At 63.6% G+C, this 17,032-nt stretch carries 20 protein-coding genes, 2 tRNA genes and 1 pseudogene; 11 read left to right on the forward strand and 12 right to left on the reverse strand.

Annotated elements, in window-relative coordinates; translation table 11 throughout:
* Positions 1–465: MerR family transcriptional regulator (locus tag PHA8399_RS13625; protein ID WP_500683700.1), on the forward strand; the 465-nt coding region annotated here is incomplete at its 5' end.
* 9 nt (positions 466–474) lie between these two features.
* On the opposite strand, the pseudogene tnpC reads toward PHA8399_RS13625, so the two are convergent.
* From tnpC to PHA8399_RS13650, 5 genes and pseudogenes are all read right to left on the reverse strand, one after another.
* Positions 475–1,824, reverse strand: a pseudogene (tnpC, locus tag PHA8399_RS13630) (IS66 family transposase); the annotation flags it as partial.
* A gap of 132 nt (positions 1,825–1,956) precedes the next feature.
* Positions 1,957–2,232 (reverse strand): IS66 family insertion sequence element accessory protein TnpB, encoded by a 276-nt coding sequence (tnpB, locus tag PHA8399_RS13635; RefSeq protein WP_145977043.1) that lies wholly within the window; start codon positions 2,230–2,232, stop codon positions 1,957–1,959.
* Complete coding sequence (gene tnpA, locus PHA8399_RS13640; RefSeq protein ID WP_244270225.1) at positions 2,226–2,606, reverse strand: IS66-like element accessory protein TnpA; 381 nt, start codon at positions 2,604–2,606, stop codon at positions 2,226–2,228. The genes tnpB and tnpA overlap by 7 nt, the downstream gene beginning before the upstream one ends.
* A 780-nt stretch (positions 2,607–3,386) precedes the next feature.
* A tRNA-Ile gene (locus PHA8399_RS13645) sits at positions 3,387–3,460 on the reverse strand.
* Between the two features lie 172 nt (positions 3,461–3,632).
* Positions 3,633–3,705: transfer RNA gene (locus tag PHA8399_RS13650), tRNA-Met, on the reverse strand.
* 161 nt (positions 3,706–3,866) lie between these two features.
* On the opposite strand from PHA8399_RS13650, the gene purM reads away from it, so the two are divergent.
* Together purM and purN are read left to right on the forward strand one after the other, a co-directional pair.
* The gene (gene purM / locus PHA8399_RS13655; RefSeq protein WP_058287267.1) at positions 3,867–4,913 is read left to right on the forward strand and encodes a phosphoribosylformylglycinamidine cyclo-ligase; all 1,047 of its coding nucleotides are present in this window, start codon (positions 3,867–3,869) and stop codon (positions 4,911–4,913) included.
* Complete coding sequence (purN, locus tag PHA8399_RS13660) at positions 4,910–5,506, forward strand: phosphoribosylglycinamide formyltransferase (protein ID WP_058286684.1); 597 nt, start codon at positions 4,910–4,912, stop codon at positions 5,504–5,506. The genes purM and purN overlap by 4 nt, the downstream gene beginning before the upstream one ends.
* Here the strand turns inward: purN and PHA8399_RS22355 are convergent.
* A complete protein-coding gene (locus PHA8399_RS22355) occupies positions 5,503–5,688 on the reverse strand; it encodes a hypothetical protein (protein ID WP_145977044.1) in 186 nt (61 codons plus the stop codon). The two genes, purN and PHA8399_RS22355, sit on opposite strands and share 4 nt — an antisense overlap.
* Before the next feature lie 63 nt (positions 5,689–5,751).
* On the opposite strand from PHA8399_RS22355, the gene PHA8399_RS22580 reads away from it, so the two are divergent.
* Together PHA8399_RS22580 and rnd are read left to right on the forward strand one after the other, a co-directional pair.
* Positions 5,752–5,898: a hypothetical protein gene (locus tag PHA8399_RS22580; protein WP_158509269.1), complete on the forward strand. Its 147-nt coding sequence runs from the start codon at positions 5,752–5,754 to the stop codon at positions 5,896–5,898.
* Positions 5,899–5,917: 19 nt separating this feature from the next.
* Positions 5,918–7,075 (forward strand): ribonuclease D, encoded by a 1,158-nt coding sequence (gene rnd / locus PHA8399_RS13665; RefSeq protein ID WP_058286685.1) that lies wholly within the window; start codon positions 5,918–5,920, stop codon positions 7,073–7,075.
* Positions 7,076–7,150: 75 nt separating this feature from the next.
* Here the strand turns inward: rnd and PHA8399_RS13670 are convergent, their stop codons facing one another.
* A complete protein-coding gene (locus PHA8399_RS13670) occupies positions 7,151–7,663 on the reverse strand; it encodes a hypothetical protein (protein WP_058286686.1) in 513 nt (170 codons plus the stop codon).
* A 135-nt stretch (positions 7,664–7,798) separates the two neighbouring features.
* Between PHA8399_RS13670 and PHA8399_RS13675 the strand changes: the two genes are divergently transcribed.
* On the forward strand, positions 7,799–8,209 hold the full coding sequence (locus tag PHA8399_RS13675) for a SufE family protein (protein ID WP_008555164.1): 411 nt from the start codon (positions 7,799–7,801) through the stop codon (positions 8,207–8,209).
* A 47-nt stretch (positions 8,210–8,256) separates the two neighbouring features.
* Here the strand turns inward: PHA8399_RS13675 and PHA8399_RS13680 are convergent, their stop codons facing one another.
* Together PHA8399_RS13680 and PHA8399_RS13685 are read right to left on the reverse strand one after the other, a co-directional pair.
* Positions 8,257–8,991 carry a DUF1638 domain-containing protein gene (locus PHA8399_RS13680; RefSeq protein WP_058286687.1) on the reverse strand — a complete coding sequence of 245 codons (735 nt, stop codon included), beginning with the start codon at positions 8,989–8,991 and terminating at the stop codon, positions 8,257–8,259.
* 1 nt (position 8,992) lies between these two features.
* The gene (locus tag PHA8399_RS13685) at positions 8,993–9,691 is read right to left on the reverse strand and encodes a corrinoid protein (RefSeq protein ID WP_058286688.1); all 699 of its coding nucleotides are present in this window, start codon (positions 9,689–9,691) and stop codon (positions 8,993–8,995) included.
* Positions 9,692–9,913: 222 nt separating this feature from the next.
* Here PHA8399_RS13685 and PHA8399_RS13690 point away from each other — a divergent pair, with 222 nt between their 5' ends.
* Together PHA8399_RS13690 and PHA8399_RS13695 are read left to right on the forward strand one after the other, a co-directional pair.
* Complete coding sequence (locus PHA8399_RS13690; RefSeq protein ID WP_058286689.1) at positions 9,914–10,993, forward strand: PA0069 family radical SAM protein; 1,080 nt, start codon at positions 9,914–9,916, stop codon at positions 10,991–10,993.
* A 73-nt stretch (positions 10,994–11,066) separates the two neighbouring features.
* A complete protein-coding gene (locus PHA8399_RS13695; RefSeq protein WP_058286690.1) occupies positions 11,067–11,345 on the forward strand; it encodes an acylphosphatase in 279 nt (92 codons plus the stop codon).
* A 107-nt stretch (positions 11,346–11,452) separates the two neighbouring features.
* On the opposite strand, the gene bmt is transcribed toward PHA8399_RS13695, so the two are convergent.
* The 3 genes from bmt to PHA8399_RS13710 all read right to left on the reverse strand — a co-directional run bounded on the left by bmt (position 11,453) and on the right by PHA8399_RS13710 (position 14,986).
* Positions 11,453–12,475: a betaine--homocysteine S-methyltransferase gene (gene bmt, locus PHA8399_RS13700; RefSeq protein WP_058286691.1), complete on the reverse strand. Its 1,023-nt coding sequence runs from the start codon at positions 12,473–12,475 to the stop codon at positions 11,453–11,455.
* Between the two features lie 66 nt (positions 12,476–12,541).
* Positions 12,542–14,428, reverse strand: coding sequence for a phosphatidylglycerol lysyltransferase domain-containing protein (locus PHA8399_RS13705; RefSeq protein ID WP_058286692.1), 1,887 nt, complete (start codon positions 14,426–14,428; stop codon positions 12,542–12,544).
* A 240-nt stretch (positions 14,429–14,668) separates the two neighbouring features.
* Entirely contained in the window at positions 14,669–14,986 is a 318-nt protein-coding gene (locus PHA8399_RS13710) for a DUF1476 domain-containing protein (protein ID WP_058286693.1), read from the reverse strand.
* Positions 14,987–15,258: 272 nt separating this feature from the next.
* Here PHA8399_RS13710 and purC point away from each other — a divergent pair, with 272 nt between their 5' ends.
* From purC to purQ, 3 genes are all read left to right on the forward strand, one after another.
* Positions 15,259–16,020, forward strand: coding sequence for a phosphoribosylaminoimidazolesuccinocarboxamide synthase (gene purC / locus PHA8399_RS13715; protein ID WP_008555976.1), 762 nt, complete (start codon positions 15,259–15,261; stop codon positions 16,018–16,020).
* Positions 16,021–16,122: 102 nt separating this feature from the next.
* A complete protein-coding gene (gene purS, locus PHA8399_RS13720; protein ID WP_027243772.1) occupies positions 16,123–16,353 on the forward strand; it encodes a phosphoribosylformylglycinamidine synthase subunit PurS in 231 nt (76 codons plus the stop codon).
* Entirely contained in the window at positions 16,353–17,021 is a 669-nt protein-coding gene (gene purQ / locus PHA8399_RS13725; protein WP_058286694.1) for a phosphoribosylformylglycinamidine synthase subunit PurQ, read from the forward strand. The genes purS and purQ overlap by 1 nt, the downstream gene beginning before the upstream one ends.
* Positions 17,022–17,032: the final 11 nt, after the last annotated feature.

Raw genomic sequence — 17,032 nt, forward strand, 5'->3', positions numbered from 1 at the left:
AAGAAGCCAAAGAGCGGCGAACACAATGCCCGCACCAGTGAAGAGGCGCTTGGAGTCATTCGCGAGATGGCAGGACGCTGGCCGGATGAGTCGATTGCTGCCTGTCTAAACCGCATGGGAATGCAGACTGGCCAGGGCAAGACCTGGAATGCGAAACGCGTTTCATCCATCCGGCGTGTGAATGACATTCACGGATACCTGTCTGCTGACAAGGATGGCCCGTGGCGCACAATGACCGAGGCAGCGAAAGAGCTCGGTGTGACCAATCACGTCATCCGCAAACTGATAAAGGACGGTATTCTGCCCGCAAATCAGGTGGTCGATGGCGCGCCGTACCAAATCCGGACGGCTGACCTGCATTCGGATAAGGTCAAAAACGCTCTCGCACGGAAAGGACGCCCGTGTCGCGCTGACCTCGACGACCAGCTATCAATGTTTCCAAGCACTTATGAAGGGGGTGCATAATGACCAACCAACTGCGATAGGGCGGATCAGGTTCTCGACAGCATTGGAGTCGATCTCGACGCGGCCGTCGTGGAGGAAGGTCTGCAGCCCGTCCCACTGCCGGTGGATGTAGGCCAGCTTCTCTCCGAGACGTGACTTTGAGGAGATCCGGCGGCGCTGGCTCTGCAGCCATTCTCCGAACCCGGTGACCAGCGGCGCGGTGCGGGTCTGCCGGGCGGACAGCCGCTGGCCGGGGCCCATGCCGCGGATCTCACCCTCGATGCGGTAGAGCTCCGCAATCCGGCGCAGCCCTTCGGCGGCGATCTCCGAGCCGTCGCGGTCGAAGACCTCCTTCAGCTTCCTGCGGGCATGCGCCCAGCAATACGCGACCGTGACCGGCGCGCCGCCTTTCCGCGAGGGGCGCGTCAGCCGGTTGTAGCCGGAATAGCCGTCCAGCTGCAGGATGCCATCGAAGCCCAGCAGGATCTGTTCCGCGTTCTGCCCGGCGCGGCCGGGAGCATAGGTGAACACCACGCCGGGCGGGTCATCGCCGCCCCATCCCCTGTCGTCCCGGGCCAGCGCCCAGAGATACCCGGTCTTTGTCCGGCCGCGGCCCGGGTCCAGGACCGGCGCCGTGGTCTCGTCCATGAACAGCTTGCCCGATCCTTTCAGGTGCTCGGCCAGCCGGTCGACTACGGGACCGAGGTGGAAGGCGGCTGTCCCCACCCAATCGGCGAGCGTGCTGCGGTGCAGGTCGATCCCGGAGCGGACCAGGATCTGGCTCTGGCGGTATAACGGCAGATGATCCGAGAATTTGCTGACCAGAACATGCGCGATGGCGCCCTCGGTCGGCAGACCACCCTCGATCAGGTGCGCGGGGGCTGGTGCCTGGGTGACACCCTCGGCGCAGGCACGGCAGGCATATTTGGGCCGGACAGTGACGATGACACGGAGCTGCGCGGGAATAATATCCAGCCGCTCGGTGCGATCCTCGCCGATCCGGTGCATCTCGCCGCACCCGCACGGGCAGTCCAAGCTGTCCGGCTCGATCACCCTCTCGACCCGCGGCAGGTCCTTGGGCAGATTGCCTCGGTTGCGGCGGGCTGCCTTGCGCGGCGCCGGACCGGTGGACGCCTGCGTGTTTTGCTGCGTCTTGGCCTCGGCCACCGCGGTCTCGAGATCCTCGAAAGCTAGCTGCCGCTCGTCCTCGCTCAGCTTCTCCGACCGCTTGCCATGCACGGCCTGGTTCAGCTCGGCGACGAGATGCTCCAGGCGTTTGTTGGCCTCCCGAAGCGCATCCCGCTCGCGCAGCACTGCCAGAACGGCGTCACGCTGGTCTTCAGGAATGGCAGAAAGGTCGATGGGCGGGGCGCTGGACATGGCCGGACCATACCCTGATCTCCCCCTATAGAAGCAGGCTTTCCGCAGCCCGAGTCACTCTGCCACAGCCGGGCGGCGCGGCTCCAGGGACCGCACCCGCCGCCAGTCCAGCCCGGCAAACAGCGCCTCGAATTAGGCACGGTTCAGCGTCATCGCCCCGTCGCGGATCGCAGGCCAGGTGAACGTGCTGTCCTCCAGCCGCTTGTAAGCCATGACAAGCCCGCTGCCGTCCCAGAACAGGATCTTCATCCTGTCCGCCCGTTTGGCGCGGAACACAAAGACCGTGCCGGTGAACGGATCTTCCGCCAGCGCTGACTGCACGAGCGCTGCCAGACCGTCATGGCCTTTGCGGAAATCCACCGGCTTCGTCGCCACCAGAACCCGCACGCCCTGCGAGGGCATCAGCATGGCGTGGCTCCGAGCGCATGCACGATCTCGGCGATCCGGATTGCGGGCGTGCCCGGCGCCAGTTCGATCCTGACTTCGCCCGAAACGATCCGGATCACCTCTGCTGAAGCGGCAATGTCCGGCGCCGGCTGCACCTCCGGAACATCGCAGACCACCAGCGGGGCGAAGACCGGTTCGTCCAGCTCCGCCGCTGGCAACACCAGCTTCCCCTGCTTCGCCAGTCGGCGCCAGGCCGACAGCTGGTTCGCTAAGACCCCATACCGCGCGGCCACGCCATTCACCGTCGCACCCGGCTCGAGCGTATCCGCCACCGCCTGGGCCTTGGCGTCATCCGGCCACCGACGGTGACCCGACGCGTAGATCTCGACGCCCAACGATTTGAGAAACGAATTTGTAGCGCACATTGCGAAACGCACTCCCCACTGTGAGATGTGCAAGATCTCGCAGCACGGGATGGGCGCTACAACGTGGGGCGCAGACGCCGGTTACGATTTTCTCGTAGGTGCTGCGTTTAGTGCTTCTTTGAAATCACTTCTGCGCACTGTCGCACTTGAAAAGGGACAAGCTCGAGTTTGGAGACCTGTCGAAGCGGCCGTTATTTACCACAAAGAGGGGTGACCGCTCTCCATCAAAAGGGCCGTAGGTCACCCCTCTTTGTAGGCCGCGTTAGCGGCATTCGGTCTAAAAAAGCACATATATTTGCTGGTTGAGCTTTAACTGTGGAGGTCACCTTGTGAACAGTGGTATTGAATGAAGTTGCTGCCAATCAGCAACAGGAAGTAATGTGAAAGTTACAACGTGAGCAAAGTTCAGTGTGTATTTTGCACGGACGCAGTGCATATCGGCTGGCCTTTGCCAGTTCGCGTCTGCAGAGAATGGCGGTAAAGCGGGCTGTGGTTGCAGTAGTATGAACCGGAGGCGGATGGCTGGTTTGGGCGGGGTTTGCTAGCAAACTGACGTATGGCGCCTAATAGGTAATTTGGATCGCAAGAATGGGTCCGATCCTACCCTGTGGTTTCCGCTTGTTCTTGTTTCAGTCGGCGGAATTTGAGCCGCGTGAAAATTGAAAAGCCCACAGATGGAGCACTTTTAGAAGCAATCACATGCTTTATAGTTCCCGAAGAAATTTCTCCGTATCTCAATGACTGCTCACCTAGGGGATGAGGGACTTGAACCCCCAGCCAAAGCGTTATGAGCGCTCTGCTCTAACCAATTGAGCTAATCCCCCAGGAGCAGGCGCTGAGTACAGCAATGTTGCTGTGACGCCAAGGGTGTTCGGCCATCTGACCGAATTTTCTTCCTAGTACGCCTATCAGTAAGTCATACCAGTAATATTCGTTCTGATTTACCAGTCTCGAATCCATTTACTTGTTGACTAGATCAATCAATCAGTAAGTTTATACCTACTAACAAAGAATTGAACCTGCAACCAAAGCGTTATGAGCGCTCTGCTCTAACCGTTGAGCTACAGGCCCGCCATTGTCCTGTGGTTAGAAAATGGCGCGCGGGAGGTCAAGCGGCGATTGCATCGCGGTGCTGCGGCCGCGGCCTTCTGTGCCGGGATGCAATCGCTTGTTTCCTTCTCTTCCGCCTTGCGCTAAAGGCTGCCGCAACGTGTTGGAAGGAGCCAAATGATGACCAGCGGCAAGAACGGCCTGACCTATGCAGACGCAGGTGTGGACATTGATGCGGGCAACGCCCTGGTCGACCGGATCAAGCCGGCCGCCAAGCGTACCAACCGCCCGGGCGTGGCCAGCGGGCTGGGTGGATTTGGCGCTCTGTTCGATCTGAAAGCCGCCGGTTACAGCGATCCGATCCTGGTCGGCGCCACCGATGGTGTCGGCACCAAACTGCGGATCGCGATCGACACCGGCGTGGTAGATGGCGTTGGCATCGACCTGGTGGCGATGTGCGTCAACGACCTGGTGTGCCAGGGCGCTGAGCCGCTGTTCTTCCTCGACTATTTCGCCACCGGAAAACTGGAAACCGACACCGCTGCCCGCATCATCGAGGGCATTGCCGAGGGCTGCGTGCGCTCCGGCTGCGCGCTGATCGGCGGAGAAACGGCAGAGATGCCGGGCATGTACCCCGAAGGCGATTTTGACCTTGCGGGCTTTGCCGTGGGCGCGATGGAGCGCGGCTCTGCGCTGCCTGAAGGCGTGGTCGAGGGCGACGTGCTGCTGGGGCTGGCGTCCGACGGCGTGCATTCCAACGGCTATTCCCTGGTGCGCAAGCTGGTCGAGGTCTCCGGCCTGGGCTGGGATGCGGACTGCCCGTTTGGCGAAAGCACTCTGGGCGCGGCGCTGCTGACCCCGACGCGTCTCTATGTGAAGCAGTGCCTGGCCGCGGTGCGGGCAGGGGGCGTGCATGCGCTGGCCCATATCACCGGCGGCGGCCTGACCGAGAATCTGCCGCGCGTGCTGCCCGAGGACCTGGGCGCCGACATCGACCTGAACGCCTGGGACCTGCCGCCCGTGTTCAAATGGATGGCAGAGACCGGCGGCATTGCCGAAGCGGAAATGCTCAAGACCTTCAACTGCGGCATTGGCATGATCCTGTCGGTCGCGGCGGACCGCGCCGATGAGCTGGTGAAGGTGCTGGAAGCCGAAGGCGAGACAGTGGCCCGTCTGGGCACCGTCACCAAAGGCGCCGGCATGCGCTATGCGGGCAAGCTGCTGTGAGCCACAAGAAGGTCGCGATCCTGATATCCGGCGGCGGCTCCAACATGGTGTCGCTGCTGGAGAGCATGACCGGCGGCCATCCGGCGCGGCCCTGTCTGGTGCTGTCCAACAACGCAAGTGCCGGCGGGCTGGCCAAGGCCGCTGCCGCAGGTGTGGCCACTGCCGTGGTGGACCACCGCCCCTTTCAGGGCGACCGGGCGGCCTTTGAGGCTGAGCTGGTGAAACCCATTTTCGAGGCCGGTGCGGATATTGTCTGTCTGGCCGGTTTCATGCGGGTTCTGACCGCCGGGTTCGTGTCGCAGTTCGAAGGCCGGATGCTGAACATTCACCCCTCGCTGCTGCCGAAATACAAAGGCTTGCACACTCACGCCCGCGCGCTTGAGGCGGGCGACGCGGAGCATGGCTGCACCGTGCATGAGGTGACGCCGCGCCTGGACGACGGCCCGGTGCTGGGCCAGGCCCGGGTGCCGGTTCTGCCCAGCGACACGCCGGAAACGCTGGCGGCGCGGGTGCTGGTGCAGGAGCACAAGCTGTACCCGGCCGTGCTGCGCCGTTTTGCCGCTGGCGACAAAACCCCGGTCCAGCTGCCCTAGCGCCGTTCCTGCGCGGCTGCGCTGTTGCCGTGCCAATCCAGCAGATCCTGCTGCGGAGCCGGGGCCAGAAGCGCGGGCAGGCCCAGCAGCAATAGCAAAGCAGCAGCAGCCAGCAGCGGAATCATCCTGCGATGCGGCGCAGTTCCTGCAGTTTTTGCGGCGGAAAAGTCGAGTGAAGTCATCGGTCATTCTCCTGTTTGCGATGCACACCTAACCTAGGGGCTGCACTTGCATCAGGGAAATGAATGTTTGACGACAGTATTATCACAAACAGTGAATTCAGGGGCGCCGGTACGCCAGCGGCTGTGCCGCTTGCAGCACAAAACCACGGCGGCAGCGGCACCTGTTTGCATTGCCCGGAACAAGCGCGTATCACGGCCCGGCCCACGTGAGATTGAAAAGCGGTAATTGATGAAAACCCTGACCACGACCGAAGAACTGCAGGCCTTTTGCGATGCCGCCGCACAGCATCCCTATGTCACTGTGGATACCGAATTTCTGCGCGAGCGGACCTATTATTCCAAGCTTTGCCTGATTCAGCTGGCCTTTGCCGGCGATGGTGAAAACGACGCTGTGCTGGTTGACCCGCTGGCGGAGGGCATCTCGCTGGAGCCGCTTTATGCGCTGTTTCGCGACGAAAACGTGGTTAAGGTGTTCCATGCCGCGCGTCAGGACCTCGAGATCTTCTGGGTCGATGCGAGCGTCTTTCCCAAGCCTCTGTTTGACACTCAGGTTGCGGCGATGGTCTGCGGCTTTGGCGAGCAGGCGGGATATGAAACCCTGGTGCGCAAGATCGTCAAGCAGGGGCTGGACAAGACCTCGCGCTTTACCGACTGGTCGCGCCGTCCGCTGAGCGAGGCGCAGAAGACATATGCGCTGGCGGATGTGACCCATCTGCGCAAGATCTACGAATTCCTGGCGGCCGAACTGGAGAAGAGCGGCCGGTCCCACTGGGTCGCGGAAGAGCTGCAGGTGCTGACCGATCCGGCAACTTATGACATCCAGCCGCAGGAGGCCTGGCAGCGGGTCAAGACCCGCACCAACTCGGGCAAGTTCCTGGCGGTGGTGCGCGAGCTGGCGGCGTTCCGCGAGATTTACGCGCAGAGTAACAACGTGCCGCGCAACCGGGTGTTCAAGGATGACGCGCTGGTGGAGCTGGCCTCGACCAAGCCGCGCACTGCGGCGGAGCTGGGCGGCTCTCGTCTGCTTCTGCGCGAGGCCCGCAAAGGCGCTATTGCCGAGGGCATCCTGGAGGCGGTGGCCAAGGGCGTCAGCTGCCCGCCGGAGAAGTTCCCCCGCCTGGACCGCAGCAGGGAGAAGCTGCAGGTGAACCCGGCGCTGGCGGACCTGCTTCGGGTGCTCCTGAAGGCCAAGACCGAGGCTGAGGGCGTTGCGGCCAAGCTGATCGCGCCGAGCGCCGATCTGGATGCCATCGCTGCGGGCCTGCGGGATGTGCCGGCCCTTAGCGGCTGGCGCCGCGAGGTGTTTGGTGCCGATGCGCTGAGGCTTTGCGAGGGCAAGATCGGCCTTGCCGCCAACGGCCAGGCGGTACAGGTGGTGGAGCTTTAAAGAGCTGTCACCTGCGCAAAAGAAACGCCCGCAAACGCGGGCGTTCTTTGTTTCAGTCCTTTACAGCGTTAAGGATCAGCGCCGGCGGCTTTCCCGTGCGTTCTCCGCGCCGTTCACCCGGACCAGGCGGATTGCCTCAAGATCCTCATTGGACAGCGTGCGGGCCGCATGAAGCGTCCGGCTGAATTCGCTGCCCTTCAGGGTTGCTTCCTCCGGATAGACCACCCGGAAGTCATAGGCCAGAACGCCGTCCTCTGCTGTTTCAGCCTTGCGCAGCTCGACATCAAACGCGCCCTGGCGCGCCGCAACGCCGGAGGCGTGAATGATGGCCCCGGAGGCGGTGCGCTCAATCTGCAGCCGGGTGACCTGGCTGATCAGGACGCTTTTGTCCTCTGGCGGTTTCTTGGCGAAAATCCCGCGCGCGTTGCTTTCCTGCGGCAGCAGCGGGTTGGTGCCCTGCGGCACCGTTGACTCTGCGGGGGCCGATCTGCCGAACCAGTTGGTGGGGTTGACTCGCGAGTCTTTCCAGCCGCCGCAGCCGGCCAGACCCAGCGCTGCGGCCAATGTGAGAGCCAATGGTTTGTGCATCTGTCCCCGCCCATTCAAAATGTCTTTGCAAGGGATTACCCGATTGGCCGAAGCTTGAAAAGCGGTTGAAATGGTGCGGGCAGGGGCTTAGGTGCTGATCAGCCCCGGAATGCGGATTTTGAGGATGGACGGACGATGGCCACAGCCGCCTTTGAAGAGATCGTGGAAGACTTCGAGTTCATGGAGGACTGGGAGGACCGCTACCGCCATGTGATCGACCTGGGCAAGGCGATGGAGCCGCTGGACGACGCGCTGAAGGTGCCCGCCACCAAGGTCGACGGCTGCGCCAGCCAGGTGTGGCTGCATGCGACGGTCGAGGGCGGGGTGTTCCGGTTCGACGGCGACAGCGACGCAATGATTGTGCGCGGTCTGATCGCGGTGCTGCGCAAGCTGTATAACGGTCTGCCCCTGCAGCAGGTGGTGTCGGTGGACGCCAAGGCGGAACTGGGGCGGCTGGAGCTGAATGAGCATCTGTCTTCGCAGCGCTCCAATGGCCTCAGGGCAATGATCGAGCGGATCCGCGAAACCGCGATGGCGCAGGCCTGAGGCCGGCCGGGGCGAGGGGCCGGCCCCTCGCGCTCCCCGGGATATTTTCAGCCAGAACCAGAAGAAGAGGATCCCTTGGCCCAGGCGGTCAGGGATGTTTCCAGATCGCCATAGCCGGTGTGGCGGTGCTCGAACTCCAGCCCCATGCGGTCTGCGCATGCGCGGGCCTTTTCCACCAGCTTGGGGTCGCTGGTCTGCGACTGGTAGATCAGCTTGGTGTAGTTGCCGAACACCATGTCCCGCAGCTCCGGATTCTTGTCGAGGCCCATCGGGCGCCAGACGAAAGCGTCGAACTGCTTGACCAGGAAATCGGTGAGGTAGAAGGCGGTGATTTCGCCTTCTTCCGAATGGCGGGCAAAGGTCTCGTTGCCCTCGAAGAAGGAATAGCAATGCGGGCCTGCCACCATCTCGACGCCCAGCTCGGCGCATTTGCGCTCCAGCGCGCCGCCGGTGCCGCAATCGGCATAAACCACAAATATCTTGTCATAGACGGCTGAATGCTTGGCCACGGCGCCGTCGATGGCGTCCACAATCTGCTCCGGATAGAGGTGCAGCTTGGCAGGCAGGCAGGTGAGGTCGATGTGATCCAGCCCGTTTTTCTCATTGATGTCAATGATTTCACGCGCAAGCGCGCCGCAGGCGATCAGCAGGATGCGGCCGGTCTTCTTTTCAGGGGCGGCCAGGCCCTGTTCGGTGAGGGAGCTTTCCTCAAGCGTCCGCCCGGTGGGGGGGCGGAAGGCAGCCCGCTCTGTCAAGCGGGCTGCGCGTCCTTTGCGTGCCAAATCAGGCGCTCATCGCGTTGTGCTTGCGCGCGACGAAATCCTTGGCCATTTCCACGGCCACGGCTGCGTCCCGGCAATAGCCGTCGGCGCCGATTGCCTTGCCGAACTCTTCGTTCAGCGGCGCGCCGCCAACCAGCACGATGTAGTCGTCGCGCAGGCCCTGCTCGATCATGGTGTCGATGACGACCTTCATGTAGGGCATGGTGGTGGTCAGCAGAGCGGACATGCCGAGGATATCGGGCTTATGCTCAGCCATGGCTTCCAGGTAGTTCTCGACCGGGTTGTTGATGCCGATGTCGTAAACTTCGAAGCCGGCGCCTTCCATCATCATCGACACCAGGTTCTTGCCGATGTCGTGGATGTCGCCCTTGACGGTGCCGATCACCATGGAGCCCATGCGCGGGGCGCCGGTTTCCGCCAGCAGCGGCTTCAGGATGGACATGCCGCCCTTCATCGCGTTGGCCGCCAGCAGCACTTCGGGAACGAACAGGATGCCGTCGCGGAAGTCGGCGCCGACGATGGTCATGCCGCCCACCAGAGCCTTGGTCAGGATGTCGTAAGGCGCCCAGCCGCGCTCGAGAAGGATGTTCACGCCTTCTTCGATTTCCTCTTTGAGACCATCATAGAGGTCGTCAAACATCTGCTGAACAAGTTCCTCGTCATCGAGTTCCGAGAGGATGATGTCTTCTTCGTCCGACATGCGCCTAATCCTTGCTGACGGGGATGTCCCCGGTGTTGGCCTATTTCAGAAGCTTTTGTGACAGAATGCCGCCCGCGGACTGCATTATTTGCGACATTGCCGCCGTTCTAACCGACGTATAGAGACAATTTCGGTGCAAGAATAATGAAGATTCCACATGGAAATCTTCGATTTTGGCCATTTGTTCTTTATTTGTTCCGGTGTGGCGGTTATTTTGCGCCTATGCCACAGGAATTCACGCCAGATCCCCTACGCCGCAAAGCGCGCGCCAGCCTCAGCAATGCGGCAGGCCGCTATGATATGGTGCGCGATGCGGTCGATGACGGCTGGTTTCAGGAGGCGCCGGAGGCGGTGATTCCCACCGAGGTGCGGCAGGAGGCGGCGCGGTCGATGATCACCTACAACCGGTCGCCCGATCTGCCGTTTGACCGGTCGATCAACCCGTACCGCGGGTGCGAGCATGGTTGCATCTATTGCTTTGCGCGGCCCACCCATGCCTACTTGGGCCTGTCGCCGGGGATGGATTTCGAAACCCGGCTGATTGCGCGGCCCAATGCGGCGGCGGTGCTGCGGCGGGAGTTGTCGGCGCCGCGCTACAAGGCGGCCACTATCGCGCTTGGCACCAATACCGATCCCTACCAGCCGTGTGAGCGGAACAATGGCATCACCCGGGCCTGCCTGGAGGTGCTGCGCGATTTCAATCACCCGGTGGCAATTGTGACCAAGGGCGCAATGGTCGAGCGCGATCTGGATATCCTGGCACCGATGGCAGCCAAGGGGCTGGTGCGGGTCGGCATTTCCGTCACCACCCTGGATGCGGATCTGTCGCGCCGGATGGAGCCGCGGGCGCCACTTCCCGCCAGGCGTCTGGCCGCGATCCGGCGGCTGACGGCGGCAGGCGTGCCGGTGCGGGTGATGACTTCTCCCGTAGTGCCGGGGCTGACGGATCATGAGCTGGAGGCGCTGCTGGCCGCGGGGGCTGATGCCGGCGCCGATGCCGCAAGCTGGATCATGCTGCGGCTGCCGCGGGAGGTGTCGGAGCTGTGGCAGGAATGGCTGGCGGAACATGAGCCGGGCCGCGCCGCCAAGGTGATGGCGCGGCTGAGGGAGATGCACGGCGGGCGCGATTATGACCCGCGCTGGGGCCACAGGATGCGGGGAGAGGGCCAGTACGCCGAGATGATCGCGCAGCGTTTCAAGGCGGCCTGCAAGCGTCTGGGGTTGCAGGAGCGGACACAGGATCTGCGCTGCGATTTGTTCGCCCGCCCGCCGCAGCCCGGCGATCAACTGGCGTTGTTCTGATCTATTCTTGAACCGCCGTGGCGGCGCTTCTGTGCTATGCTGGAGGTCTTCATGACGGAAAGGAAGGTGTCCAATGGCATCTGTAGCTGTGAAGGCGCGTGTCACCGGGCGCGTGCAGGGCGTGGCTTTCCGCGCCTGGGCCAGGGCGGAAGCGATGCGTCATGGGCTGACGGGCTGGGTCCGCAATGAACCTGACGGGTCCGTGCGGGCGTTGCTGATGGGGCCGTCGGCCAGTGTCGCCGACATGGTGCGCAGAATGGGCCGCGGCCCCGGTGCGGCCTCGGTGAAGGACGTTCTGACGGAAAAAACCGATCCCGACCCGGAGATCCGCGGTTTCAGCATTGTCGGCTAAGCAAAGGTGAGCACCGCGGCGGTGCGGGCAACGGGAGCGTAAAAGAGCGCCGCATGCTGACATGCGGCGCCAACCCTGTTCCGGCCTTTACTGGCCTGTTGCGGTGGTCAGGCGCGGCGGCGGCCGCGGCGGCCGCGGCGCTCGCTGCCGGCTGCGGTATCCTCGCCGGTGCCGTCGCTGTCAGAGGTGAAGGGGCCCAGAACCTCGACGATCTGTTCCAGTGCCGGGCGGCCGCCGCGCGGGCGGCTGTCGAGCGCCGCGCGCATGTGGCGCAGGTGGTCGGGCATGGTGCCGCAGCAGCCGCCGATGATCTTGGCGCCCGCATCCCGGGCCATCACCGCATATTCGCCCATCAGTTCCGGGGTGCCGTCGTAGTGGATGTGGCCGTCGACATATTTCGGAATGCCGGCATTGCCCTTGGAGATGATCGGGCGCTCGGTGCCCTGGGCGGCAAAGCCCAGAACGGTGCGCAGAATGTCGGAGGCGCCGGTGCCGCAGTTGGCACCGAAGGCTAGCGGCGCGTTGTCGAATTCCTCCACCAGCTGGGCGAAATCGGCCGAGGTTACCCCCATCATGGTGCGGCCAGCGGTGTCAAAGCTCATGGTGCCGCACCAGGGCATGTCTGCCAGTTTGAAGGCCTCCGCCGCGGCGCGGAATTCCTCCGGCGCGGAAATGGTTTCGAGCCACAGCACATCAGCGCCGCCTTCTTTCAGGGCATCGGCCTGCTCGTGGAACATCTCAACCGCCAGCGCGTGGGACATGGCGCCGACGGGTTCGAAGATTTCCCCGGTCGGACCGACGGAGCCGGCCACGGCAATCTTGCGCTCCGCCTTATCGGCCACTTCGCGGCCAAGCTCGGCGGCAATCCGGTTCAGCTCGTGCACGCGGCCCTGTGCGTCATGCAGTTTCAGGCGTGCGGCGGTGCCGCCGAAGCTGTTGGTCAGGAACAGGTCGCTGCCCGCATCGACAGAGCCCTGGTACAGCGCCATGATCTTCTTGGGTTCGTCCACGTTCCACAGTTCCGGCGCATCGCCAGACTGCAGACCCATGGCAAACAGATTGGTGCCGGTTGCGCCATCCGCCAGCAGCACATCCCTGGTGTCCAGCAGCTGTTTGAAAGTATTCGTCATCAGATTTGTCCCATGTCAGCAGGCCGCCCCGGCGGTGCGGACGGCAAAGTGGTCTGTTTCCCTGTCTCATGCCGGGCGGGCAAGGGCAATTTCATTTTCTTCATCTTCATTATGAGTCTGCGGCGCTGCGGCAGGCAGCACTGGCGGCGGGCGGTGCACCAGGCGCACAAGCTCGGCAACGGATATGGCCATCTGCAGCCAGCTGGGCGCTGCCATGTACCGCGGCTCCCATTGCGGGGCAAAGCATGCCTTGAACCGGCGCAGGCCGCGGTCCGCGCGCCCGGCCAGCCGGTGATCCGGCACCGCGGCCAGTGAAAGGCGGGGGATGCCTTCCGCAGCGGCGGCAGCGATGCCTGCGCGCACCAGCGCGTGTCCGGTGCCGTCGGGCACGCCGGGGCGCAGGCGGATCAGATCCAGGCACCATTCGCGGGCCGAGGTATGGAAGCTGGCAAAGCCGATGAGCTGCCCCTGATGGAAGGCCAGGATCACCTCCTGGCAGGACAGGTAGCCGGGCTCAAACCGGCCCATAGTGGTGCCATAGGCGGTGCCGTGGGCCGATTGCCAGGCCGCGTCGGCCTCCTGCATCTGGTCAAACGGCAGGCGGTTCACAGCGCGGCCGACGTTGATGCCAGCGGTCTCCGCATGGCGCAGTTTGCGGCGCAGCTGGCGGCGGCATGATCCGCTTTCGGAAAACGCTTGCGGGTTAAGGACCGCTTCCTTGGCGATCCGCAGCACGGTCCAGCCTGACTTGCGGGCCAGAAGCGCCGTGCGCGCGCTGCACTTGTAATAGCAGGCCGCGGCGTTGCGGCGGCGGGCATGCCGCGCGAGCGGGGCAAAGGTTTCTCCGGTCAGGCCCGAAAGCGGGTCGAACAGCGCCACCGAAGCCTGGGCGCTGTCCAGCAAGGCAATGCGGTTCAGGCCAAAGGCGTGGACCCGGCCGCCGTTCTGGCGGATGATCCCGGTCTCCGCACAGCAGCGGTCCCAGGGCAGGGCGGCGGCCGGCTGGCTGCGGCTGCCAAGCAGATCGGTGTCGTCCACTGCTGTCTTTTGCGCTGTCAACAGGCCGGGAAAGACCAGCAGAAATCCGGCGATTACTGCTGGGATGGCATAATAAATCACGCGGAAGGCCAGCAGCGCGGCGATCAGGCTGTGGTCCGGAACCGCAGGCAGCAGCGCGCAAAGCGCCAGCTCAAACGGTCCCGCCCCGCCGGGCGCGGAAGAGACGACCGCAAGGCCCAGGGCCACAGCATAGGCGGTGAGAAGCTGACCCCAGGCAACGCCGGTGCCGGACGGCAGCAGCAGCCACAGGGCCGTGCCCGCGGCAGCAACGTCGGCTGCCGCCCAAAACCCCAAGGCAGTCATCGCGGTCAGCGACGGCCAGCGCAGCGGCAGCCCGAACAGCTGGAATTGCGGGATCAGAAAGCTGCAGGCCGCAAGTGCCGCTGCGGTCAGCAGGATCAGGGCGCCCGCCCAGGCCAGGCCCGGCACAGGCGGCGCGGCGATCAGGGACGCGCCGCAGATCACCGCCAGGGAAGCGAGAAAGGTCGCAGCAACCAGCGCGGTCAGCTGCCCCGCCTGCAGGGGCGTCAGGCCGGGCAGCAGGCGCCAGCGGGCGTAAGATCCAGTGACCAGGCCAAAACCGGCGGTCTGCGAAAAGGCGATGGCGGCCATGCCGGCGCGGCGCGCAGCCGGTCCGTCGAGCCCGGTGCCGAGGTGGCGGTGGGCAACGCAATCATAACGCCCCAGCGCACAGAAGCTGACGGCTGTGGCCAGCGCAGCGCCCGTCCATTTCCATGCCGGGAGGTCAAAGACGAGGGCGCCAAGCTCATTCAGGGAAGGCAGGTCCGATTGCACCTGCAGCAGCCAGAGGCAGCCCGCCATGACCGCAAACGGAACGGCCAGCCGAAGCAGCCGCGCGGCCGTTCTGGGGGCGGAGGATACGGAAAACGTCATGGCACTCCCGGACTGGCGCGCAACAAACACCTTGCCCGGCAGTATAGGGGATGCGGTTTTCGGTTCGGTTAACCCTTAAAATTGACGGGTGTCGGCCCGGCGATGCCGTGCTGGAGGCAAACCGGCGCACAAAGGCAGCACGCTCCCGCCACCGGCCTGTGCCGCACCGGGGCGGCAAGCGCCCGGACACAGGGCGGGCCGGGGGTATTCCAGCCGGGCCTTTTGCCGCTGCCAGGCTGTTCAGCTCGTCTCGTTCAGGATGTCTGCCTGCGCCTGCACCAGAAGTTCCTGCAGTTTCAGGCGGATCTGCTCTTCGCTGGCCCGGCTGCCCAGATCGCCGGTCAGCTTGCGCACCACGTCCTCATGGCTGGCTTCCTCAAGGTCCGCTGCCACAATCGACTGGGCATACTCATTGGCCGAGGAGCCAGTCTTGCCCAAAAGGTCCGCCGCCCACAGGCCCAGCATCTTGTTGCGGCGCGCACGCGCCTTGAACTGCATTTCCTCATCATGCGCAAACTTGGCCTCAAAGGCCTGCTCGCGTTCGTCGAATGTTGTCATGGCTGATCCTCATTAACCTTGTGCACCTGTGGTATGATAGGAGTATGATTGCTCCCCAGGGCAAGAAAAAACAGTTCCTGATAAAGCCTTTGGGCGGATTTGTCCTAAGCAGGGCAGCGGCTGGCCGGATCCGGGTGCCGGTTCGGGGGCGGCCGCCGCAACGCCCGCGGCATGGCGGGCCCGTGCAGCAAGCTTGCGGCTGAAGCCCCCTTGCACTATGAGGGCGGCACATCGCAGGGCCGGATTCCCGGCAATGACCCGAAAGGTTCCCAATGGCGCGCCGCAAGAAAATCTACGAAGGCAAGGCAAAGACACTGTATGAAGGCCCGGAGCCGGGCACCATTGTGCAGTATTTCAAGGATGACGCCACCGCCTTCAACGCCGAAAAGCACGACGTGATCGAAGGCAAGGGAGTCCTGAACAACATCCTCAGCGAGTTCTTCATGCTGGGGCTGGGGCAGATCGGTGTGCCGACCCATTTTCTGAAGCGTCTGAATATGCGCGAGCAGCTGGTGCGCAGCTGCGAGATCATCCCGCTGGAGATCATCGTGCGCAACTATGCGGCGGGCAGCATCTCCAAGCGCCTGGGCATCGATGAGGGCACCCAACTGCCGCGCCCGATCGTGGAATACTGCTACAAGGACGACGCCCTGGGCGATCCGCTGGTCACCGAAGAGCATATCGCCGCCTTCGGCTGGGCCAGCCAGCAGGATATGGACGACATCCTGAGCCTGGCGCTGCGGGTGAATGATTTCCTGTCCGGCGTGTTCCTGGCGGTCGGCATCCGCCTGGTCGACTTCAAGATCGAGATCGGGCGCATTTACGAGGGCGACTTCCAGCGCCTGGTGATCGCCGATGAGATCAGCCCCGACAGCTGCCGCCTGTGGGACATCAACACCGGCCAGAAGCTGGACAAGGACGTGTTCCGCCGCGACCTCGGCAGCCTGACCGATGCCTACAGCGAAGTGGCGCGCCGCCTTGGCGTGATGCCGAATAATCCGCCTGCGCCGGGCAAGCCGACGCTGGTGAACTGAGATCGGGACCCGCTGCGCCTGCCGCGCCGCGGGTCCTTGAGTATTTTTAGAAAGATGAAGCCTGGATGGGGCTTCGCCATCGAAAACCTGAGGGATGATGCGATGAAGGCACGGGTGCATGTGATGCTGAAGAACGGGGTTCTGGATCCGCAGGGCGAGGCTGTGCGCCACGCGCTGGGGGCCCTGGGCTTTGACAAGGTTGAAGGTGTGCGCCAGGGCAAAGTGATTGACCTGGATCTGGCCGAAGGCGCGACCGAAGCAGATGTGACCGCGATGTGCGAGAAGCTGCTGGCCAACACCGTGATCGAATCCTACAGCATCGAGATGCAGTGATGAAGGCGGCGGTAGTAGTCTTCCCGGGTTCGAACTGCGACCGCGATCTGGCGGTGGCGTTCGAGCAGGCCGGCTTCGATGTGTCGATGGTCTGGCACAAGGACAGTGCGCTGCCTGAGGGTGTGGACATCGTTGGAGTGCCGGGCGGCTTTTCCTATGGCGACTATCTGCGCTGCGGCGCGATTGCGGCCCAGTCTCCGATCTGCAAGGCGGTGATTGAGCACGCCGAGCGCGGCGGCTATGCCATTGGCGTCTGCAACGGTTTCCAGATCCTGACCGAAACCGGCGTGCTGCCGGGGGCGCTGCTGCGTAATGCAGGTTTGAAATACATCTGCCGCACTGTGAACCTTAAGGTGGCGACCGCTGACAGTGTCTTTACCCAAGGCTACAATGCGGGTGATGTGATTGGTGTCCCGATTGCCCACCACGACGGCAACTATTTCGCCGATGCGGACACCGTCAAGGCGCTGCAGGACCAGGACCGGGTGGCCTTCACCTATGAAGACAACCCCAACGGCTCGGTCGCGGACATTGCCGGCATCCTGTCGGACAACCGCCGCGTTCTCGGCATGATGCCGCACCCGGAGCGGGCTGCGGATGAGGGTCATGGCGGCACCGACGGTGCGGCAGTGTTCCGCGCATTGGCGGGAATGGTCACCGCGGCGTGACTTGAGGATGC

Source organism: Leisingera aquaemixtae (assembly GCF_001458395.1).
Lineage (GTDB): Bacteria > Pseudomonadota > Alphaproteobacteria > Rhodobacterales > Rhodobacteraceae > Leisingera > Leisingera aquaemixtae.